The sequence below is a fragment of the Haemophilus sp. oral taxon 851 str. F0397 genome (assembly GCF_000242295.1).
Taxonomy (GTDB): Bacteria; Pseudomonadota; Gammaproteobacteria; order Enterobacterales; family Pasteurellaceae; genus Haemophilus.
This window is the reverse complement of record NZ_JH591078.1, coordinates 43,078-61,801: the sequence shown is the minus strand read 5'-3', so window position 1 is coordinate 61,801 and position 18,724 is coordinate 43,078. Positions and strand designations below refer to the sequence as shown.

18 protein-coding genes and 2 tRNA genes are annotated in these 18,724 nt (G+C 38.9%); 5 read left to right on the top strand and 15 right to left on the bottom strand.

Going from position 1 to position 18,724, the window contains the following annotated elements:
* Nucleotides 1-90: 90 nt before the first annotated feature.
* A complete protein-coding gene (locus tag HMPREF9096_RS04440; RefSeq protein ID WP_032803404.1) occupies nt 91-1,554 on the bottom strand; it encodes a TrkH family potassium uptake protein in 1,464 nt (487 codons plus the stop codon).
* Nucleotides 1,555-1,556: 2 nt separating this feature from the next.
* Entirely contained in the window at nt 1,557-2,177 is a 621-nt protein-coding gene (locus HMPREF9096_RS04445; protein WP_009500458.1) for a YigZ family protein, read from the bottom strand.
* Between the two features lie 115 nt (nt 2,178-2,292).
* Between HMPREF9096_RS04445 and tusA the strand changes: the two genes are divergently transcribed.
* Nucleotides 2,293-2,532 carry a sulfurtransferase TusA gene (tusA, locus tag HMPREF9096_RS04450; RefSeq protein ID WP_032803402.1) on the top strand — a complete coding sequence of 80 codons (240 nt, stop codon included), beginning with the start codon at nt 2,293-2,295 and terminating at the stop codon, nt 2,530-2,532.
* A 42-nt stretch (nt 2,533-2,574) separates the two neighbouring features.
* Here the strand turns inward: tusA and htpX are convergent, their stop codons facing one another.
* Nucleotides 2,575-3,429, bottom strand: coding sequence for a protease HtpX (gene htpX, locus HMPREF9096_RS04455; RefSeq protein ID WP_172633381.1), 855 nt, complete (start codon nt 3,427-3,429; stop codon nt 2,575-2,577).
* 297 nt (nt 3,430-3,726) lie between these two features.
* Between htpX and HMPREF9096_RS04460 the strand changes: the two genes are divergently transcribed.
* Together HMPREF9096_RS04460 and HMPREF9096_RS04465 are read left to right on the top strand one after the other, a co-directional pair.
* Nucleotides 3,727-4,923 carry an adenine-specific methyltransferase EcoRI family protein gene (locus HMPREF9096_RS04460; protein ID WP_009500455.1) on the top strand — a complete coding sequence of 399 codons (1,197 nt, stop codon included), beginning with the start codon at nt 3,727-3,729 and terminating at the stop codon, nt 4,921-4,923.
* 44 nt (nt 4,924-4,967) lie between these two features.
* Nucleotides 4,968-6,134 carry a DUF262 domain-containing protein gene (locus HMPREF9096_RS04465; protein ID WP_009500453.1) on the top strand — a complete coding sequence of 389 codons (1,167 nt, stop codon included), beginning with the start codon at nt 4,968-4,970 and terminating at the stop codon, nt 6,132-6,134.
* A gap of 68 nt (nt 6,135-6,202) precedes the next feature.
* Here HMPREF9096_RS04465 and HMPREF9096_RS04470 read toward each other — a convergent pair whose 3' ends face one another.
* The 8 genes from HMPREF9096_RS04470 to HMPREF9096_RS04505 form a co-directional block, all read right to left on the bottom strand.
* Entirely contained in the window at nt 6,203-6,592 is a 390-nt protein-coding gene (locus HMPREF9096_RS04470; protein WP_032803400.1) for a RidA family protein, read from the bottom strand.
* Nucleotides 6,593-6,649: 57 nt separating this feature from the next.
* Nucleotides 6,650-7,402 (bottom strand): VacJ family lipoprotein, encoded by a 753-nt coding sequence (locus tag HMPREF9096_RS04475; protein ID WP_009500450.1) that lies wholly within the window; start codon nt 7,400-7,402, stop codon nt 6,650-6,652.
* A 127-nt stretch (nt 7,403-7,529) separates the two neighbouring features.
* Nucleotides 7,530-8,282 carry a DeoR/GlpR family transcriptional regulator gene (locus HMPREF9096_RS04480; protein ID WP_009500447.1) on the bottom strand — a complete coding sequence of 251 codons (753 nt, stop codon included), beginning with the start codon at nt 8,280-8,282 and terminating at the stop codon, nt 7,530-7,532.
* Nucleotides 8,283-8,311: 29 nt separating this feature from the next.
* Complete coding sequence (locus HMPREF9096_RS04485) at nt 8,312-8,890, bottom strand: rhomboid family intramembrane serine protease (RefSeq protein ID WP_009500446.1); 579 nt, start codon at nt 8,888-8,890, stop codon at nt 8,312-8,314.
* Nucleotides 8,891-8,916: 26 nt separating this feature from the next.
* Entirely contained in the window at nt 8,917-9,576 is a 660-nt protein-coding gene (gene rluA, locus HMPREF9096_RS04490; protein WP_009500445.1) for a bifunctional tRNA pseudouridine(32) synthase/23S rRNA pseudouridine(746) synthase RluA, read from the bottom strand.
* A gap of 2 nt (nt 9,577-9,578) precedes the next feature.
* Nucleotides 9,579-12,350: an RNA polymerase-associated protein RapA gene (gene rapA / locus HMPREF9096_RS04495; RefSeq protein WP_009500443.1), complete on the bottom strand. Its 2,772-nt coding sequence runs from the start codon at nt 12,348-12,350 to the stop codon at nt 9,579-9,581.
* Nucleotides 12,351-12,460: 110 nt separating this feature from the next.
* A tRNA-Arg gene (locus tag HMPREF9096_RS04500) sits at nt 12,461-12,537 on the bottom strand.
* A gap of 48 nt (nt 12,538-12,585) precedes the next feature.
* Nucleotides 12,586-12,662: transfer RNA gene (locus tag HMPREF9096_RS04505), tRNA-Pro, on the bottom strand.
* A 178-nt stretch (nt 12,663-12,840) separates the two neighbouring features.
* Between HMPREF9096_RS04505 and folD the strand changes: the two genes are divergently transcribed.
* Nucleotides 12,841-13,689, top strand: coding sequence for a bifunctional methylenetetrahydrofolate dehydrogenase/methenyltetrahydrofolate cyclohydrolase FolD (folD, locus tag HMPREF9096_RS04510; protein ID WP_032803398.1), 849 nt, complete (start codon nt 12,841-12,843; stop codon nt 13,687-13,689).
* 106 nt (nt 13,690-13,795) lie between these two features.
* Here folD and HMPREF9096_RS04515 read toward each other — a convergent pair whose 3' ends face one another.
* The 3 genes from HMPREF9096_RS04515 to menA form a co-directional block, all read right to left on the bottom strand.
* Nucleotides 13,796-15,181 carry a DASS family sodium-coupled anion symporter gene (locus HMPREF9096_RS04515; protein WP_005643970.1) on the bottom strand — a complete coding sequence of 462 codons (1,386 nt, stop codon included), beginning with the start codon at nt 15,179-15,181 and terminating at the stop codon, nt 13,796-13,798.
* A gap of 154 nt (nt 15,182-15,335) precedes the next feature.
* Entirely contained in the window at nt 15,336-15,833 is a 498-nt protein-coding gene (gene rraA / locus HMPREF9096_RS04520) for a ribonuclease E activity regulator RraA (protein WP_009500440.1), read from the bottom strand.
* Between the two features lie 51 nt (nt 15,834-15,884).
* A complete protein-coding gene (gene menA / locus HMPREF9096_RS04525; protein WP_005636626.1) occupies nt 15,885-16,796 on the bottom strand; it encodes a 1,4-dihydroxy-2-naphthoate octaprenyltransferase in 912 nt (303 codons plus the stop codon).
* 61 nt (nt 16,797-16,857) lie between these two features.
* Here menA and tsaA point away from each other — a divergent pair, with 61 nt between their 5' ends.
* Nucleotides 16,858-17,577, top strand: a complete 720-nt coding sequence (gene tsaA / locus HMPREF9096_RS04530) for a tRNA (N6-threonylcarbamoyladenosine(37)-N6)-methyltransferase TrmO (RefSeq protein ID WP_009500438.1) — start codon at nt 16,858-16,860, stop codon at nt 17,575-17,577.
* 52 nt (nt 17,578-17,629) lie between these two features.
* Here tsaA and tehA read toward each other — a convergent pair whose 3' ends face one another.
* Nucleotides 17,630-18,574, bottom strand: coding sequence for a dicarboxylate transporter/tellurite-resistance protein TehA (gene tehA, locus HMPREF9096_RS04535; RefSeq protein ID WP_032803396.1), 945 nt, complete (start codon nt 18,572-18,574; stop codon nt 17,630-17,632).
* Nucleotides 18,575-18,724: the final 150 nt, after the last annotated feature.

Here is an 18,724-nt window from a genome sequence, read left to right as displayed (position 1 = left end):
TTTAAAAAAATGATCTTTTGATGGAAATATAAACGGATCTCTCAAAAGTGTGGTCAAAATTCGAAATTTTTATTAAAAATTAAGCCTCAGCTAAGATCTCCAAAATGCAGGCGTAAATAATGCTAAAAGCGTGAAAATTTCTAAGCGGCCGCATACCATTGCGATAGTTAAAATCCATTTAGCACTATCTGGAATGGCGATCATATTACTACTAACAGCACCTAATCCTGGCCCTAAATTATTTATGCTAGCTAATACAGCATTAAAGGCATTGAAAGGTTCAACGCCACAAGCAATGACGCCAAGTAAACAAATTAAAAATACTAAAATATAAGCCGAAAAGAATGCCCAAATACTACCTATCACTCTTTCATCTAATACATTTTTTCCCCATTTAATGGGATAAACCAAATTAGGATGGACTACGCGTTTGAGTTCTCGTTTTCCTTGTAGGTAAAGCACTAATACACGCGCAACTCTTAAACCACCACCAACCGATCCTGCACAACCGCCCATAAAAGATGCAGAGATTAACAATACGGGCACAAATGAGGGCCAAGCAGCAAAATCAGACGTAGTGTAACCAGTCGTGGTAGAAATAGAGACTGCCTGAAACAATACCTGCTCAAAATCTTGCCATGAAGTCTTAAAGTAACTATGTCCCCACATTACTAAAGTACAGACCACTACTAAAATAACTTGGATACTGATAAAAAAACGAAATTCAGGATCACGCAAATAAATTTTGAAGAAATTTTCACGTCCAATCGTTGAAAAAGCACGGAAATGTAAACCAAAGTTACAAGCAGAAACCAATAAAAATAAAACCGTAATTCCGTTAATCAATGGGCTATTAAAATAACCAATACTTGCATCATGCGTTGAAAAACCGCCAATGGAAACAGTAGAGAAACTGTGGGTAATCGCATCAAAAACACTCATTCCAGCTAACCAATAAGCTAAAGCACATGACAAGGTTAAAAAAAGGTAAATCATCCACAAAACTTTTGCAGTTTCTGTAATCCGTGGGCGAATTTTTTGTTCCTTCATTGGACCAGACATTTCTGCACGGTAAAGTTGCATTCCACCAATACCTAAAAGGGGAATGATCGCAATCGCTAACACAATGATCCCCATTCCCCCAAGCCATTGTAAAAACTGTCGGTAGAACAAAATTGCTTTTGGTAAATTATCCAATCCAGTCATCACGGTAGCACCTGTCGTCGTTAGGCCTGAAAAGGCCTCAAATACAGCGGATGACACCGTTAAATGTGGCGCATCAAACAACAGAAGCGGCAAAGTAGCCAAGCCACCAAGTACAAACCAAAAAGCTACAACGATCAAAAAACCATCACGGGATCGTAATTCTTGTTTATGGTGATGGCATGGCCACCAAAGCAATGTGCCCGCCGTCAAGCTCAACATAAACGCCTGCATAAATGCCTTGCCGCCACCATCGCCATAAATTAGTGCGACAAATGCTGGAATCAGCATTGTGCCTGAAAAACACATCACAAGAATACCAATAATTCGGATAATCGATAAAATATGCACTATTATTCGCCTGTCTCTAAAAGTTGGATGACTAATCTGCCCGCAGACTTTTCTGTTAATTCTGAAGAAAAAACATCAACTGTTTTTTCACTAATACCTAAAATCAAATGAATGTTTGCCTGAAAATCTTGAGATAAAATCTCAACCTGATATTTTTCACAAAGTTGTTGGACTAAATTTAGCTGGCCATAGTCACAATCAAGTTTGAAAGGGGTTCGTTCAACTTTAATTTCGCTTTCAATCAGCTTTAACGCTTGTTGAACGCCATTACCGTAAGCACGAACTAATCCGCCCGTTCCGAGCAAAATACCGCCATAATAGCGAACCACCACCGCACTGATTTCACCTAATTGACTACCTTGCAATGCGCTCAACATTGGCTTTCCTGCCGTTCCAGCAGGTTCGCCATCATCAGAAAAACCAAGTTGTAGAGAATCTGTTGGCTTGCCTGCTACGGCAGCCCAACAATGATGCCGAGCATTTGGATGTTCTTGTTTAATCTTTGCCCAAAAAGCTCTTGCGTCTTCTAAACCTTCGGTGTGCTGTAAATAAGTAATAAAACGGCTTTTCTTAATTTCTTCTTCAAAAATAACCGCACTTTTAGGAACGAGGTATTCCGCCATTTATTTTTTCAAGGTAATTTCAATGATACTAGTCTATCACTGATGACTGGGATTTGTCGAAATTTTGCCGTAAGTGCGGTATGATATGGCCCTGTTTTTCAAAAGAAAAAAGAATATGTCTGAAATTTTCGTCACACAAACCCTAGATACTTTAGGATTACGTTGTCCAGAACCTGTGATGCTTGTTCGTAAAAATATTCGTCATCTTAACGATGGAGAAATACTTTTGATTATTGCTGACGATCCTGCAACAACAAGAGATATTCCAAGTTTCTGTCAATTTATGGATCACACATTACTGCAAAGTGAAGTAGAAAAACCACCTTTCAAATATTGGGTGAAAAAAGGAAAATAAAAAAATCGGCCGTATTAAAGTGTGGCCGATTTTTTGAAATTTTTAAAGATTGCGTAAGGCTTCAATACGCTTTTCGAGTGGTGGATGACTCATAAAGAGTTCACTGCGTTTACCATTAATCATAAAGGCATTTAAAGAACCTTCGAGATTTTGTGGTTCGTGAAGTTGTTGCAAACGTTGCAATGCCATGATCATTTTTTCTTTGCCTACTAAACTTGCTGAACCAACATCTGCACGGAATTCGCGGTAGCGAGAGAACCACATTGCGATAATACTCGCAAGCACACCAAAGAGCATTTCCAATACCATCGAAACCAAGAAATAAATACCTGAACTGCGCGTTTCTTCTCCATTATTGTTACGAGAACTTGCCACCGCTGTTGCAATAACACGCGATAAGAAAATCACGAAAGTATTCAACACACCTTGCAATAACGCCATCGTCACCATATCGCCATTGGAAATATGGGAAATTTCGTGCGCTAAAACAGCTTCAGCTTCAGGCTCCGTCATGTTGTTTAATAATCCAGTACTCACTGCCACCAAAGAATTGCTTTTTGTCGCGCCTGTAGCAAAAGCATTCACATCAGGTGAATGATAAATCGCCACGTCTGGCATCGGAATCCCCGCTTTCTGCGCTTGGCGACTGACGGTATCAATTAACCAACGTTCAGTTTGATTACGAGGTTGAGTAATCACCTCTCCATCTACAGAACGTAATGCCATCGTTTTAGACAGGAATAATGAAATTAATGAGCCAGCAAAACCAAATAACAACGCCATAATTAAAATGCCGCCGGTGCTATTTCCTGCAATACCAGTCACACTTAAAATAATACCTAATACCAGCATTACAGCCATATTGGTTGCCAAGAAAAGAAGAATACGCATCATAATGTGTTCTCTCAAAGTTAGGGTTAAGTATTTCCTTAGTGGGGAAAATCCATAAAAAATTCAAGGTGTAATGTAAAATTTTTGTTATCAGCATACAAACAAAAAGTGCGGTCAATTCATCACTATTGTATTGTTATCAATCTAAATACGATATAATCCCAAAAAATAAACTACTCAACAAATTAAGGATCTTAAATGTATAGTAAGCAAGCAAGCAAGCAAGCAAGCAAGCAAGCAAGCAAATAGCATAAATTTCTTTTCTTTGCTGTCAATAGCAACCAATAAAAAAGAGGTGGCATAATGGCAGCGAAAAACAGCAACCTTTCTAAAGCAAAAACCGCCAAAAACGACGAGTTTTACACCCAATACCACGACATTGAAAAAGAAATGCAAGCCTACTTGGATTTCAATCCTGATGTGTTCAAAAATAAAACCATTCTACTTCCTTGTGATGATCCCGAATGGAGCAACTTTACCAAATACTTTGCCCAAAATTTCCAGCGTTTAGGTTTAAAAAAGCTTATCAGCACAAGCTTTGCCGCTACCAGCAAACCTGCGGGCTTTGCTTATCAACCCTCTTTATTTGAGCAAAGTGATGAACGTTTTGATCCAGAATTAAGCCCAAAACAAGGCAAAATTTTTACGCTTACGCACGATAAGTCGGGCGATGGTAAAATCAATATTGACGATTTAGAGTGGAAATACTTAAAAGGCGATGGCGATTTCCGTAGTGATGAAGTAAAAAAATTACGCGATCAAGCCGATATTATTATAACTAACCCTCCTTTTTCTCTGTTTCGGGAGTTTTTGGCGTGGATAGTGGAAGCAAATAAGCAATTTACGATCATTGGCAATATGAATGCGATTACTTATAAAGAAAGTTTCTTATTAATTAAAGATAACAAATTTTGGCTAGGAGCAACTAATTTTAATCAAGGAATGTATTTCAGAGTACCTGATAATTTTGTTTATGCTGATACTTATAAATTTGAACGAGAACAAGGTGGGCAGAAAGTTAATCGAGTTCCTGGTGTTTGCTGGTTTACCAACATTGAACATGGTCGTCGCCACGAACCATTACCGTTAATGACAATGGCTGATAATCTTAAATTTAATAAAAAGATTATAGGAACAATCGCTTACCAACAATATGATAACTACAACGCCATTGAAGTCCCTTTTACCAATGCCATTCCAAGTGATTTTGATGGCGTAATGGGCGTACCGATTTCTTTCTTAGATAAATACAATCCAGATCAGTTTGAAATTTTAGGAGCAACACAACGAGGTTGTCATGATCTTGTTCCAGATACCAAAAAATATGATGACTATTGGGAAATGAAACAAAATGGTGAGAAAACAGGCTCAAAAGGTGGAAAAACAAATGAGAACGCAAATCTTGCAATGAATGATGGAAAGAAAAATTATTTCATAAATCAAGATGGGCACTCAGTGCAATCTGCTTATCAGAGAATTTTTATTAAGCATAAACGGTAAAAATCCTTCAAAAATCAACTGCTCTTATAACGGAAAAATCAACAATGATGCAAACAACCTTAAATAATGAAATCACTTTAGAAGCCCTGTGCGAAGGATTCCAATATAACGAATTGGAAGGTAAAGGGTTATTTGGCTGGGGTGGAAAACTCACCATTCAGCCTGAATATCAACGCAACTATATTTATGCAGACGGTAAGCGAGATGTTGCAGTAATTCAATCCATTTTAAAAGGCTACCCGCTTGGACTGATTTATTTTAACCAAACTGCTGACAACCAATACGAAGTACTAGACGGACAGCAACGCATTACCAGTATTGGGAGATTTATGACCAATAAACTCTCAATCATCATTGATGGAGAGCCATTTAACTTTAATGCGTTACCAGAAGATAAACAGGAATTGATTAAAAAAAACAAATTGCTGGTTTATATTTGCAAAGGCGATGAAAGCGATATTAAAGAGTGGTTTAAAACTATCAACATTGCAGGTGTACCGCTCAATGAGCAAGAATTACTGAATGCAATTTATTCGGGCAAATTTGTCACCAAAGCGAAAGAAAAATTTAGTAATAGCCAAAATCCACATACGCAAAAATGGGGTGCTTATATTAAAGGCTCTGCTGCTCGACAAGATTTCTTAGCTGAAGCCTTAAATTGGGTAAGCAAAGGCAAAGTGAGCGACTATATGCAAACTCATCGCCACAGCGACAACATTACCGAATTAGAAAATCATTTCACCACGGTTATTGATTGGATTTCAATGGTATTTGAAGAAAGCCCAGAGAAAGAAATGAAGGGCTTAGAATGGGGACGATTGTACGACACCTACGGCAAAACTGCCTACAATCCCAAACAAGTTGCAGGGCGGGTAAAAGCCTTATATTCCGATCCTTATGTAAAAAACCGTAAAGGGATTTTTGAATATATTTTAGGTGGAGAGCAAGATAAACGATTGCTAGATGTTAGAGTATTTGACGAAGCTACCAAAAAAGCAACTTATAAAAAGCAAACCGAGCAAGCCGAAAAAGAAGGAAAATCCAACTGCCCACTTTGTGCCATTCATGACAATGTCAATAAAACCAAAATTTGGACAATGAAAGAAATGGAAGCTGATCACGTTTCCGCGTGGAGCAAAGGGGGGACAACTTCGGCTGAGAATTGCGAGATGCTTTGCACAATGCACAATCGAGCGAAAGGGAATAAATAACCTATACAATACAATGCCCTAAACGTAATTTTTCGCGTTAAGGGCAATAATTTAATCTTTACAATAAACTATTTTCTCACAGCAATAGCTTCAATTTCTAATCCTACATCTTTTGGTAAACGCGCAACTTCTACGCAAGAACGAGCAGGGAAGTTAGGATGATTATTTTCTTTAAAGAAACGTTCATATTCTGCATTAACTACTGCAAAATCATTAAGATCTTTCACAAAAACCGTTGTTTTTACAATATCTGCGACGGTTAAACCCGCTTTCTCAATAATCGCTTTCACGTTTTCTAAAGATTGGCGTGCTTGTGCAACGATATCCGTAGGCACTTCACCTGTTGCAGGATTCACTGGAATTTGCCCTGAGGTTAAAACTAAATTGCCAAGATCAACCGCTTGAACATAAGGGCCAATAGCTGCTGGCGCTTTTTCAGTATGAATAATTTGAGTCATCATTTTCTCCTTAGTTGATAAAAAGTGCGGTTCTTTTTTACCGCACTTTTTTGTTGATTAATCAATTTCTTTTAGCACGTCATCTGAAAGCGATTCTTTATTTTCTGTTGATTTGCCATCACTCACTTTAAATTGTAAATTTTGGTAATACGCTTCTCTAAAGGTTACATATGGATCTTGTGCTTGGCGTAATAACTCCGCGTTATCGATATTTTTCGCACGAGCATCCACTGCTTGCACACCATACTTCACTAACGACCACGGACCGCCAACCCATTCCCAGAATGGATACATATAAGCCGCATCAACCACTGCGCCCGTTAATTGACGTGGCGTTGTTGCATTATAAATTGGCAACACAATATAAGTGCCCGCATCTACGCCGTAGCTACCTAAAGTTTCCCCAAATCCACGTTGATTATCTACGCGTAGCTCTTTACTTGCGCTCGCAAAATCAATAAAACCGCCTAGACCAAATACAGTGTTAATCCAAAAGCGATTAAAGTGAACAAATGCTTTTTTCGGTTCACCTTCAATTAAGCGGTTTACAAAACTTACCGGCTCATCAAGATTATTGGCAATGCCAGCAAGACCTGAAGAAATAGGCTTAGGCAGATAGTTATTCCAACCTTTTGCCGCGGGTTCTAACACATAACGATCCATGACGTTATAGTTAAATTTCCACATGGTTCGATTGAACCCTTCAAGGGTATCATTACGCTCACTCGCTTGTTTCGTGTCATTCTTATTTGCACAACCTGTCAGCACAATTACGCCGAAAAGTGCGGTCAAAATCGTCTTTATTTTCATTTTGAATCCTTATATAAATGTGGGCTTATTCTACCTAATTTGCCAAGTAACAACAAAATAAATCTTGCCCATAAAACATATAAAAAGTGCGGTAAAAAACCATTATTTTTACCGCACTTTCTCATCCCTAACATAAAACTAATTTCGTTTTCTGACCTTTCAGATAATTAACAATTCCTTCGGGAGCATCATCCGTAAACAAATACTCCACATCACTTAATTCACCCAATCGAACAATCGCTTGGCGCGTAAATTTAGAGTGATCGGTCACCAATAACGTCTGACGTGAACTTTCAATAATCGCTCGTTTTACTTGTACTTCGTGATAATCATAATCCAATAATGAACCATCAGCATCGATCGCACTAATCCCTAAAATCCCGAAATCTAGGCGAAATTGAGAAATAAAATTCACCGTAGCTTCGCCGATAATTCCACCATCCATTCGTAACGATCCGCCCGCCATGACAATATCAAAACTTTCATTTTGGCGTAAAAGATGAGCGGCATTTAGATTGTTTGTCACAATTCGGAGTTTTTCATGGCCAAGCAATGCATTAGCGACAGCCTCAGGCGTCGTACCAATATCAATAAACAAAGATGCACCGTTAGGAATCAACTTCGCAACTTCCTGTGCAATATTATTTTTTTGTAATGAAAAGAATTGTTTACGATCCACGTAATCAGAATTTTCTGCAGAAGATGGCGATGCCGCACCACCGTGATGGCGACGAATTAAATCTAACTCCGCCAAAATATTCAAATCACGGCGAATCGTTTGAGGGCTAACATCTAAGGCAGCAACCAATTCTTCCGTGCTTAAATAACCGGATTGTTCCACCAGTTTAATAATTTGTTGATGCCGTAATGACTGCTTCATAGAAAACCCTTTATCCAAATTGAACACACCTACTGTAGCGAATTTTTACGTAATTGGCTATCGATAAATCCCCAAATCAAGCCGACAATCAAGCCTGAAATATGCGCTGCATTTCCCATTTCAACACCAAATAAGGGGCTAATAAAACCTAATGCGATCCCCACCAATAACATTGTGAAAAAACCTTCTGGCAGATCAAATAAATGATGATTCAATTTATCACATATAAATACATAACCCAACACAGCATATACAACACCAGAAAGTCCAAAGAAAGCGGGACCAGACACATAATTTTGCATATATCCTGTTATGGCGGAAGCTACAACGTATAACATCAATAATTTGACCGAGCCAAAAGTGCGCTCAATCATTCCGCCAAAAATAAAAAACCAAGACAAATTAAACAAAATATGCAAATTAGATAAATGTACCAATGTATGTGAGATATAACGCCACGCTTCGCTATCTTGCTCTTCGTAAGCGGGGTAATGCATCAAATACATAATATCGTCTTCAAAACCCAGCTGTTGAGCAATATAAATAAGCGCACAAAGTGCGGTGAGAATTAGCGTGATTTTTCCCTGTTGAGCTAAAAAGTTTTTCATTCGTGATCTCATACTTCTGCGCAAATTTAAAAATCTAACTTCGCATTAAAAGTCATTGTTTCCCCTGTAATGGGGTGGGTAATCGTCAATTCTTCTGCGTGCAAACATAATCTTGGCGTCATCGCTTTAGCCTGAGGATGAGAGTAAAATTTATCGCCTAGAATTGGATGCCCCAATGCTAACATGTGCAAGCGTAATTGATGAGATCGGCCTGTCACAGGCGTCAGTTTCACGCGAGTACTGTTATTGGGCAAACGAGCTAAAACTTCGAATTTTGTGACCGCTCTTTTTCCTAAAACAAAATCCAAACGTTGGCGAGGTCGATTTTCCCAATCACAAATCATCGGCAAATTTACCTCGCCATAATCTTTCTCCAAATGCCCCCAAACAATCGCTTGATAATGTTTTTTCGGTTCACGTTCGCGAAATTGACGTTTTAATTCACGATCCGCCGCCTTACTTAAAGCAAACACAATAATACCACTCGTTGCCATATCCAAACGATGAGCTGGCTCACAAAAGCCAAATTTTTCTTTCACTCGACTCATTGCGCTATCGTAATATTGTGGTTGATTACCCGGCACAGAAAGCAAACCGCTAGGTTTGTTCACCACGCACAAATGATTATCTTGATAAATAATATCTAAATAAGGTTCAAGAGGCGGATTGTATTCAATCAATGCCATTTTTATTCCTTGTTCGTCACAATGACACGCAAGCAATCCAAACGCCAATTTGCTTTAGAAAGCTCGTCAAGTGATTGTCTTCGTTGTTGTTCCAAAATATCAATTTCGCTTTGGCGAATATTTTTATTCACTGCTCGCAAAGCCTGCAAACGGTTAATTTCTGCGCTTAATTGTTGATCTGCTTGATTTTTAGCTTCAGCAATAATCGGTTCTGCCAAGGATTTTACAAGCTGATCGCCTCGTGTAATCAAGGCTTCAATATTGGCCCGTGCCATTTTCACCATTTGATTAGCAATATTTTTACCAAGTGGTTTCAATTTGCTATACAATGTTTCAAAAACAACTTGCTCACCAATGTTATTTCCTTTGTTATCAAGCAGCAGACGAATAGGCGTTGGCGGCAAGAAACGATTAAGCTGTAATCCTTTTGGCGATTGGCTTTCCACCACGTAAATCAATTCAATTAATAAGGTTCCAGCTGGCAGTTGTTTATTTACAAGCAATGCCATTGCGGCTTTGCCAATATCCCCCGAAGCAACAAGATCAATACCTTGACGAATCATAGGATGATCCCAAGTCAGAAACTCCATTTCTTCGCGAGCAAGGGCAAGTTCTCGATCAAAGGTAACCGTCACACCTTCTTCTTTTAAACCCGGAAAATCAGGTACAAGCATTGTCCCAGTTGGGCTAATAACAATACTATTTGCGCCAAGATCTTCTTGCTCTACGCCAATAATATCAAATAATTTTAAAGTAAAATTCACAAGCTCAGGCGAATTATCTTCATCAGCAATTTGATCCGCTAACGCTTGTGCTTGCTCACCGCCATGAGAATTTATCTCTAATAAACGATCCCGACCTTTTTCTAACTCAAGCTTGAGTTTTTCTCTCGCAGTTTTAGTTTGTTTTAATAATTCAGAAAATTCATTCTCTGAAAATGCGGTAGAATTTGACCGCATTTTTTCTAACTCATCAGAAAACTGGGCAAATAATGCCATTCCCATTGGACAAGTTTGTTCAAAAGCATTCAGCCCCTCATTGTACCAACGTGCAAAACGACTTTGAGGTGAATCTTTCGCACAAGGCACATAAATTTGTACATCACGTTTTTGTCCAATACGATCTAATCGGCCAATACATTGTTCTAATAAATCAGGATTTGTCGGTAAATCAAATAACACTAAATTTGCTGCGAATTGGAAGTTACGCCCTTCCGAACCAATACTCGAACTGAGTAAAACCTGTGCGCCGTTTTCTAAATCCGCAAAATAAGCCGCGGCTCTATCTCGTTCAATAATCGACATTTTTTCGTGGAACACTGCGGCACGAATCGCCTCACGTTCACGCAAAATTTGTTCTAACTGAATCGCCGTTACCGCAGTCTGACAAATCACAAAAATTTTTTCATCGCGATGTAGTTTGAGGAAGTCAATTAGCCAATCAATTTTCTCATTCTCTTCAGAGAGTGTAATTTGGTGGTAAACACGGTGCGGAAAACCTTTCACGCCTTGACGTGTATTGCGGAATAACATTCGCCCCGTGCCGTGACGATCAATCAAGGCTTGAATCAATTCCTGACGGGCACGATGCTGTTCTTCATCATTATTTGATGCAATCGCTTTAAAAAGTGGCTCAACATCTTGTTCAAGCAACAAATCAGAAATATGATTTTTTTCTACCGCACTTAGCGCCCTATTTGCCAACAAAGATTCAACAGCATTAACCACTGGTTGATAGCGTTCCTGCTCTTTCACAAAGGTTTGATAATCAAAGAAACGTTCTGGATCCAGTAAGCGCAAACGAGCAAAATGACTTTCTTGCCCAAGTTGTTCTGGGGTTGCTGTGAGTAACAATACAGAGGGAATGATACGAGCAAGCTGTTCAACTAATAAATAAGCTGCACTTGGTGAAGATTCTGACCATACGAGGTGATGTGCTTCATCCACAATTAAACAGTCAAATTGAGCATTGAGCGCCTGCTCTACTCGATTTGGATGAGTTTCTAACCAATTCAGCGAACAGATAATTAAGCTTTCAGTTGTAAATGGATTAACCGCATCAAGATCAAAATCATTGCAACGTTCTTCATCAAAAAGTGAAAAATGCAAATTAAAACGACGAAGCATTTCCACCAGCCATTGATGTTGCAACGTTTCTGGCACGATAATAAGAACACGTTGCACTTTCTCAGCAAAAAGTTGATTCTGCAAAATCATTCCTGCTTCAATGGTTTTCCCTAAACCAACCTCATCCGCCAATAACACGCGAGGATTAACTCGATTACCGACTTCAGCTGCAATATGAAGCTGATGAGGAATTAAACCCGCACGTGTTCCGCGTAAACCACGCAATGGTGATTTAAATTGTGCTTGCTGATGACAAAGCGTGCGATAACGCAATGCAAAATGACTGCTGCGATCAATTTGCGCTGAAAACAGACGCTCTTTCGCTTGGCTAAAAGAAATAATCGATGAAATATCACGTTCTTGTACAATGACATCTTCACCTTGTGGATTTTTAACTAAATAAAAGAGCAAACCGTTCATATTTTGAACGTCTAAAATCTCACCTTGCCAGCCTGCTTGATGGGATAACGTTTCACCTTTACTAAATACAATTCGGCTTAAAGGCGCTTGTGCAGCAGCATATATACGCGTTTCATCCGCAGCAGGGAAATAAATCGTGACGGTTCGTTGATCTAATGCGGTAATGATACCTAATCCTAAAGCGTTTTCACTTTCACTCAACCAGCGCTGACCAATAGCAAAGGGCATAATAATTCTCTTTCTGATTTGTATTGATAAAATTTGGGGGCGTATTGTAGCTTGCTTAAATAGCAAAAGAAATTAATAAAAGAGAATAAAAAATGGATTGAAGAAATAAATGGCACGCCCTAAAGGATTCGAACCTTTGACCCACGCCTTAGAAGGGCGTTGCTCTATCCAGCTGAGCTAAGGGCGCATTCAAAGGATTTCTTTTGTACGGAATTTCAAGACAATATAAAAGAAGTGGTCGGCGAGATAGGATTTGAACCTACGACCCACTGGTCCCAAACCAGTTGCGCTACCAAGCTGCGCTACTCGCCGACGAGTGCGGTCAATTATAGGTTTGTTTTTATCTCAGTCAATTAATTTTTTGATTTTTTAATTTAATTGTTCAAAATTATTCCAGTTTAGGAAAAACGTCCCCTTTTTCGTTGTAAAAAAATCATTGTCCGCTAAAATAGCAAACGATTTCTTTCCCATCACTCAAAAGGATAGCCCAATGACTGCGCAAATCATCTCTGGTACCGCACTTTCAAAAAAAATTAAAGCCGATGTAGCAGATAAAATCACCCATTACGTTAAGCAAGGAAAACGCGCACCTGGGCTTGCTGTCATTCTCGTTGGTGCAGATCCTGCTTCGCAAATCTATGTCGGTAATAAACGTAAAAGCTGTGAAGAAATCGGCATACTTTCCCAATCCTATGATTTACCAGAAACAACTACACAAGTCGAATTATTAGCCCTCATTGATAAACTCAATAACGACAAAACAATTGATGGTATCTTAGTACAACTCCCCTTGCCTCCACAAATCAATGCAGAAGCTATTATTGAACATATTGATCCGAAAAAAGACGTGGATGGCTTCCATCCTTATAATGTAGGAAGATTGTGTCAACGAATTCCAACATTACGAGCCTGCACACCTTATGGTGTAATGAAACTATTAGAAACAACGGGGATTGACCTACATGGCAAACACGCGGTAATTGTAGGTGCATCCAATATTGTCGGCCGCCCAATGTCTTTAGAATTATTATTAGCAGGTGCAACCGTCACTGTGACTCATCGATTCACCAAAGATTTGGAAAGTCATGTTCGCCAAGCAGATATACTTGTCGTTGCGGTGGGTAAGCCGAATTTAATTCCTGGCGATTGGATCAAAGAAAGTGCGGTAGTCATTGATGTCGGAATTAATCGTGTAGATGGAAAATTAGTAGGCGATGTAGAGTTTGACAGAGCAGCCGAAAAAGCGGCTTATATTACCCCCGTTCCAGGTGGAGTTGGGCCAATGACTGTTGCAATGTTAATGAGCAATACGCTTTACGCTTATGAACACAACAAATAGCTCTGTATAAAAGAATCTTATAACAAGAAAAAATGGGTTAAAGCCTGATTAGCTTTAACCCATTTATTTTAATCACTAAAAAATTCAGTAAATAATCAAATCTAAATTAGTTCAACCAGAACATATAACCGACAGTCGCAATCACAACGATACACACTAAATTCAATACGAAACCAGCTTTTACCATTTCACTTTGTTTCACTTGACCAGAACCAAATACAATAGCATTTGGTGGCGTTGCAACTGGTAGCATGAAGGCACAAGATGCGCCAAGACCAATAATTAATGCTAAACCAATTTCTGGCATACCCAATGATTGGGCGATAGAAATAAAGATTGGGACGAGCAACGCCGCACTTGCTGTGTTAGAGGTAAATTCAGTTAAGAAAATAATGAATGCTGCAACTAACAAGCCAATAAGATAGAAATGTTGTCCTTCAATCATAAAGACAATGCTATCTGCTAAAATCTTGCTTGCTCCGGAATCCTTCAATACCGCACTTAGCGTTAATCCACCACCGAAAAGCATTAATACTCCCCAATCGGTACTTTCTTGAATTTGTTTCCAGCTTGCAATACCCGTAGAACAAATCACAATAGCGGCTAATAAAGCGACGACACTATCGAAGCTTGCAATATTTTTCTGCAAGCCAAGTAAGCCTGAAATCAGCGGATTAATTTGCCCACTAAATACCCAAGTTAAAGCAATCACAACAAAAATAACAAGAGTTAATACACGCACTGAATTCATTTCAATGCTTTCAAAAGATTGCTCAAAATTAATATGAAGTTTTGGCTTAAAAATAATGTAAAGCGTACCAATCATCAGTGGTAGCAAAATAATCATTATCGGTAAACCGTACCATAACCAATCTGCAAAAGTTAAATGCAAGTTACTTGCTACAATCGCATTCGGTGGACTACCCACAAGGGTTCCCATACCACCAATTGATGCACTATAAGCAATTCCTAACAACACAAACACATAAGTATTATGCTCTTTCTCACGATCAAGTTGGCTTAAAATCCCCATTGCAAGGGGTAACATCATAGCTGCAGTTGCTGTGTTACTCATCCACATAGAAAGGAAGGCTGTAATCAAAAAGAGATAAATAATGGCAATAAATAAATTACCGCGCGCTAACGCCATAATCTTATTAGCAATCATTTTATCGAGTTTTTGAATGTGCAAGGCTGTAGCCAAAGAAAAGCCACCAAAGAATAAAAAGATTGTAGGATCAGCAAAAGCTACTAAAGCTTGCTTAGTACTCACTAAATCTAGCGCAATCGCCAATAATGGCACCAATAATGCGGTAACCGTAACATGTAATGCCTCAGTTAACCAAAGCACTGCGACAAAAGCCAATAACGCTAAACCAGCACTAGCCTTTGGCTCATAAGGTAGCACTTTTAATAACACAAAAAACAGCACTATATCTAAAATAAAAATAATGCCATTTTTGTGATTTTTGAAAGATTTCATCTCAGTCATAAAGTTCCTCCGTTAGTGTTCTAACTCGAACGGACCACAATGTTAAATGAATGTTAATAAGTTGCAATGCTCAATTTTCAGAAATGTGATCTAGTGCAATAAATTTCGATAAAAAAAGTGCGGTTATTTTTCACCGCACTTTTGCTCTTTCGTATTATTCGTCCGAATCATCTAAATCTAAGGGCTCTTGCGAAAGTATAATTCCTGTCAGATCTGCGTAAATATAATCTTCTGGGAAAAAGGTTACGCCACCAAAGTTCACTGGAATATCGCTCTCACCAGCACTGCTTTCATCTGCACTGACTGGAATTGGCGCAAGGGCATGAATACCAATATCGAGGTTTTCTAATTGCTGAATTTGGCGTACTGCACCATATACAACAATGCCTTCCCAACCATTATCAACGGCAAGCTGAGCCAATTCTGCATCAATCAAACCACGGCGTACCGCACCACCACCATCAATGACAAGCACTCGACCTTCGCCGTTTTCTTCTAATACTTCAGCAATTAATCCATTACTTTCAAAGCATTTTACCGTAGTGACTTTACCGTAAAAATTACTTACACCACCAAAGCTTGAAAAAATTGGCTCCACTACATCCACTTGTTCTGCATAAAGATCGCAAAGTTCTGAAGTATCAATAAACATAACTTTCCCCTATCGATTGTTGAAATTTTGTTTGCTTTAGTATATGCCGATTTAGCCGATAAGCAAGCCTAAACTAAACAAGATATTGATTAATAACGAAATCATAGACATTTGAGCCAACATTGGACGCAATTCACTTGGCTGCTGACTGCGATAAACAAAGATCGCATGTTTAGCTAACAACGGCATCGCCAATACAAATAAATAATTTGACCAAGAAATGGCCGTTGCCAAAGCAAATGCTAAATAACATAAGGCCGCCACACTTAATAAAATACAATGATAAACACGCCCTTTATATGCACCTAAACGAACAGCTAAGGTATTTTTGCCCGCTTTCGCATCCTGTTCAATATCGCGTAAATTATTGATATTTAATACCGCACTTGCCAATAAGCCAGAACCAATAGCAGGCAAAATAATGTGGCTATCAATACTGTGAGTTTGCAAATAATAAGTGCCGCCAACGCCAAGCAAACCAAAAAATACTAATACAGAAATATCGCCCAAACCCATGTAGCCATAAGGTTTTGCCCCAACCGTATAAGTAATGGCTGCAACAATAGCTAAAATGCCAAGCCCAGCGAAAGCTAATAAATCCGAGAGGTTTTCATAAGCGATTCCAATCAAGAAACTTCCTGAAAGAAAACTGGCCACCACCATTAGAATTAATCCCCATTTCAGTTCTTTTGCTGAAATGGCGCCTTTTTGAATGCCACGTAATGGCCCAATACGTTCTTCAGTATCCGAACCTTTTTGATGATCCCCATAATCATTAGCAAAATTAGAAAGCACCTGTAATAAAATTGTCGTAAGTAAACAAAGCGCCATTACAAGACCATTAAAACCTTGTGGATTCGCCCAATAACCTAATGCCGAACCTGTAAAAATCGATGCCAACGCTAAGGGCAAAGTTTTTGGTCGAGCCGTTTCCCACCACATTTTCAATTTTTCATTTGTCATTTTTTTTGACCGCACTTTTGATTACAATAGGACGCGTATTCTACACTAAGACACCCAATTTATGAATGATTTAACCTTATCGCCTATCGCCATTATCCACACGCCTTATAAAGAAAAATTCTCCGTACCACGCCAACCTAATTTAGTTGAAGACGGAGTAGGCATTGTAGAACTCTTACCGCCGTATAATTCGCCTGAAGCCGTACGAGGATTGGAACAATTCAGTCACCTTTGGTTAATTTTTCAGTTCGACCAAATCCAACAAGGAAAATGGCAACCCACCGTACGCCCTCCACGGTTAGGCGGTAATCAACGAGTTGGCGTGTTTGCTTCACGCGCAACGCACCGCCCAAATCCTCTCGGTTTATCCAAAGTCGAATTACGTCAAGTAGAATGCATCAACGGTAACGTTTTTCTCCATTTAGGTGCTGTGGATTTAGTAGATGGCACACCGATTTTCGATATCAAACCCTATATTGCCTATGCGGATAGTGAGCCAAATGCGCAATCGAGCTTTGCTCAAGAAAAACCACCTGCAAAATTAACAGTTGAATTTACCGAGCAAGCCAAAAGTGCGGTAAAAAAACGAGAAGAAAAACGACCGCACTTAAGTCGTTTCATTCGCCAAGTACTAGAGCAAGATCCTCGCCCAGCCTATCAACAAGGTAAACCGAGTGATCGTATTTATGGTATGAGTTTGTATGAATTTAATGTGAAATGGCGAATTAAAGCAGGTACGGTGAATTGTGTAGAAGTGATTGAAATAGAAAAAGACAAATAGATGGAATATGTAAATAAGGCAGAGAATCCCTGCCTTAGTCGATTTAAATACCTTATTTTAGGAAAAACTGCCCTTTAGCTAATTTAATAATTGTCATTAGAACTAATAAGCCAATCATTAAATTCGAGAAAACAAAGGCAAAAATAGACACGCCTTGTAAAACATTGCCATGATAGAAAGCGATAGCACTGTTTGCCATAGATGCTAATCCGAATGAGAATCCCCATAAGCCAATGTTAAGTCCTTTTTCCACAATCCAAGGGAATAATCGCAATAAGAAAAATAATTGCAAGAATCCATATCCCCAAAGGATTTTAACTAAAGTATCCACTTCGCCATGATTAAGTGACAAATAAGCGGATGCGCCCACAAATGCAGGCGCTAGAATAATGCCCATTGTGGCTCTAAATGGCGGCTCAAGAGATGAAATTCGCAAATGTTGTAATAATACGGGCTCGAAAATAATCCATGCAACCATTCCTGCGCCGAAAAACAAATAACCTAAATCATGGTAACCGAGTAATGCCAATGAACTTGCACTTGTGAAATTTGCAGCAACCGCAGGCAAATAAAACGGAGGACGAGTGGATTTTTGTTCAAATACACCACCTTGCCATAGTTCACTGATACGCAATGATGAGAAAAGTAACTGTCCTACTGTACCAATCCAAATCATCACTTCAGCTATTAAAGGATTCCAACGATAAATAATATCGCCCACCAACATGGTTGTAATAGGAATCAACGCAATAAAGGAAAAACGAACGGGGCAATGATACTCTGCTCGAACATCCTCAAAGTAATAACGAAGTTTATACGCATACATTAAAATAAATAAAATCCAGACCGCACTTGCTACGATGCCAAGAACATTGCTTACGATTCGCGCAGCAGGAAATAAGTTTTCTAGATGAAACCAAGCCAAAGATAAGGCTGCTAAACCAAGAGGAATACCAAAATATCCCGTTGGAAGAGGAAAAGGTTTTGTTGTATTCATAATATTATCCTTATTTTGAAAAATTTGAGCGAAGTGTAGCACAGCCACCAACAACAGACTTTTCTAAAAATCTCAAATTCTTGTGAAATTTCTATACAGAAACATCCTTATTTGAACTATCTAACACTACCAATTTTCATACAAATAAAA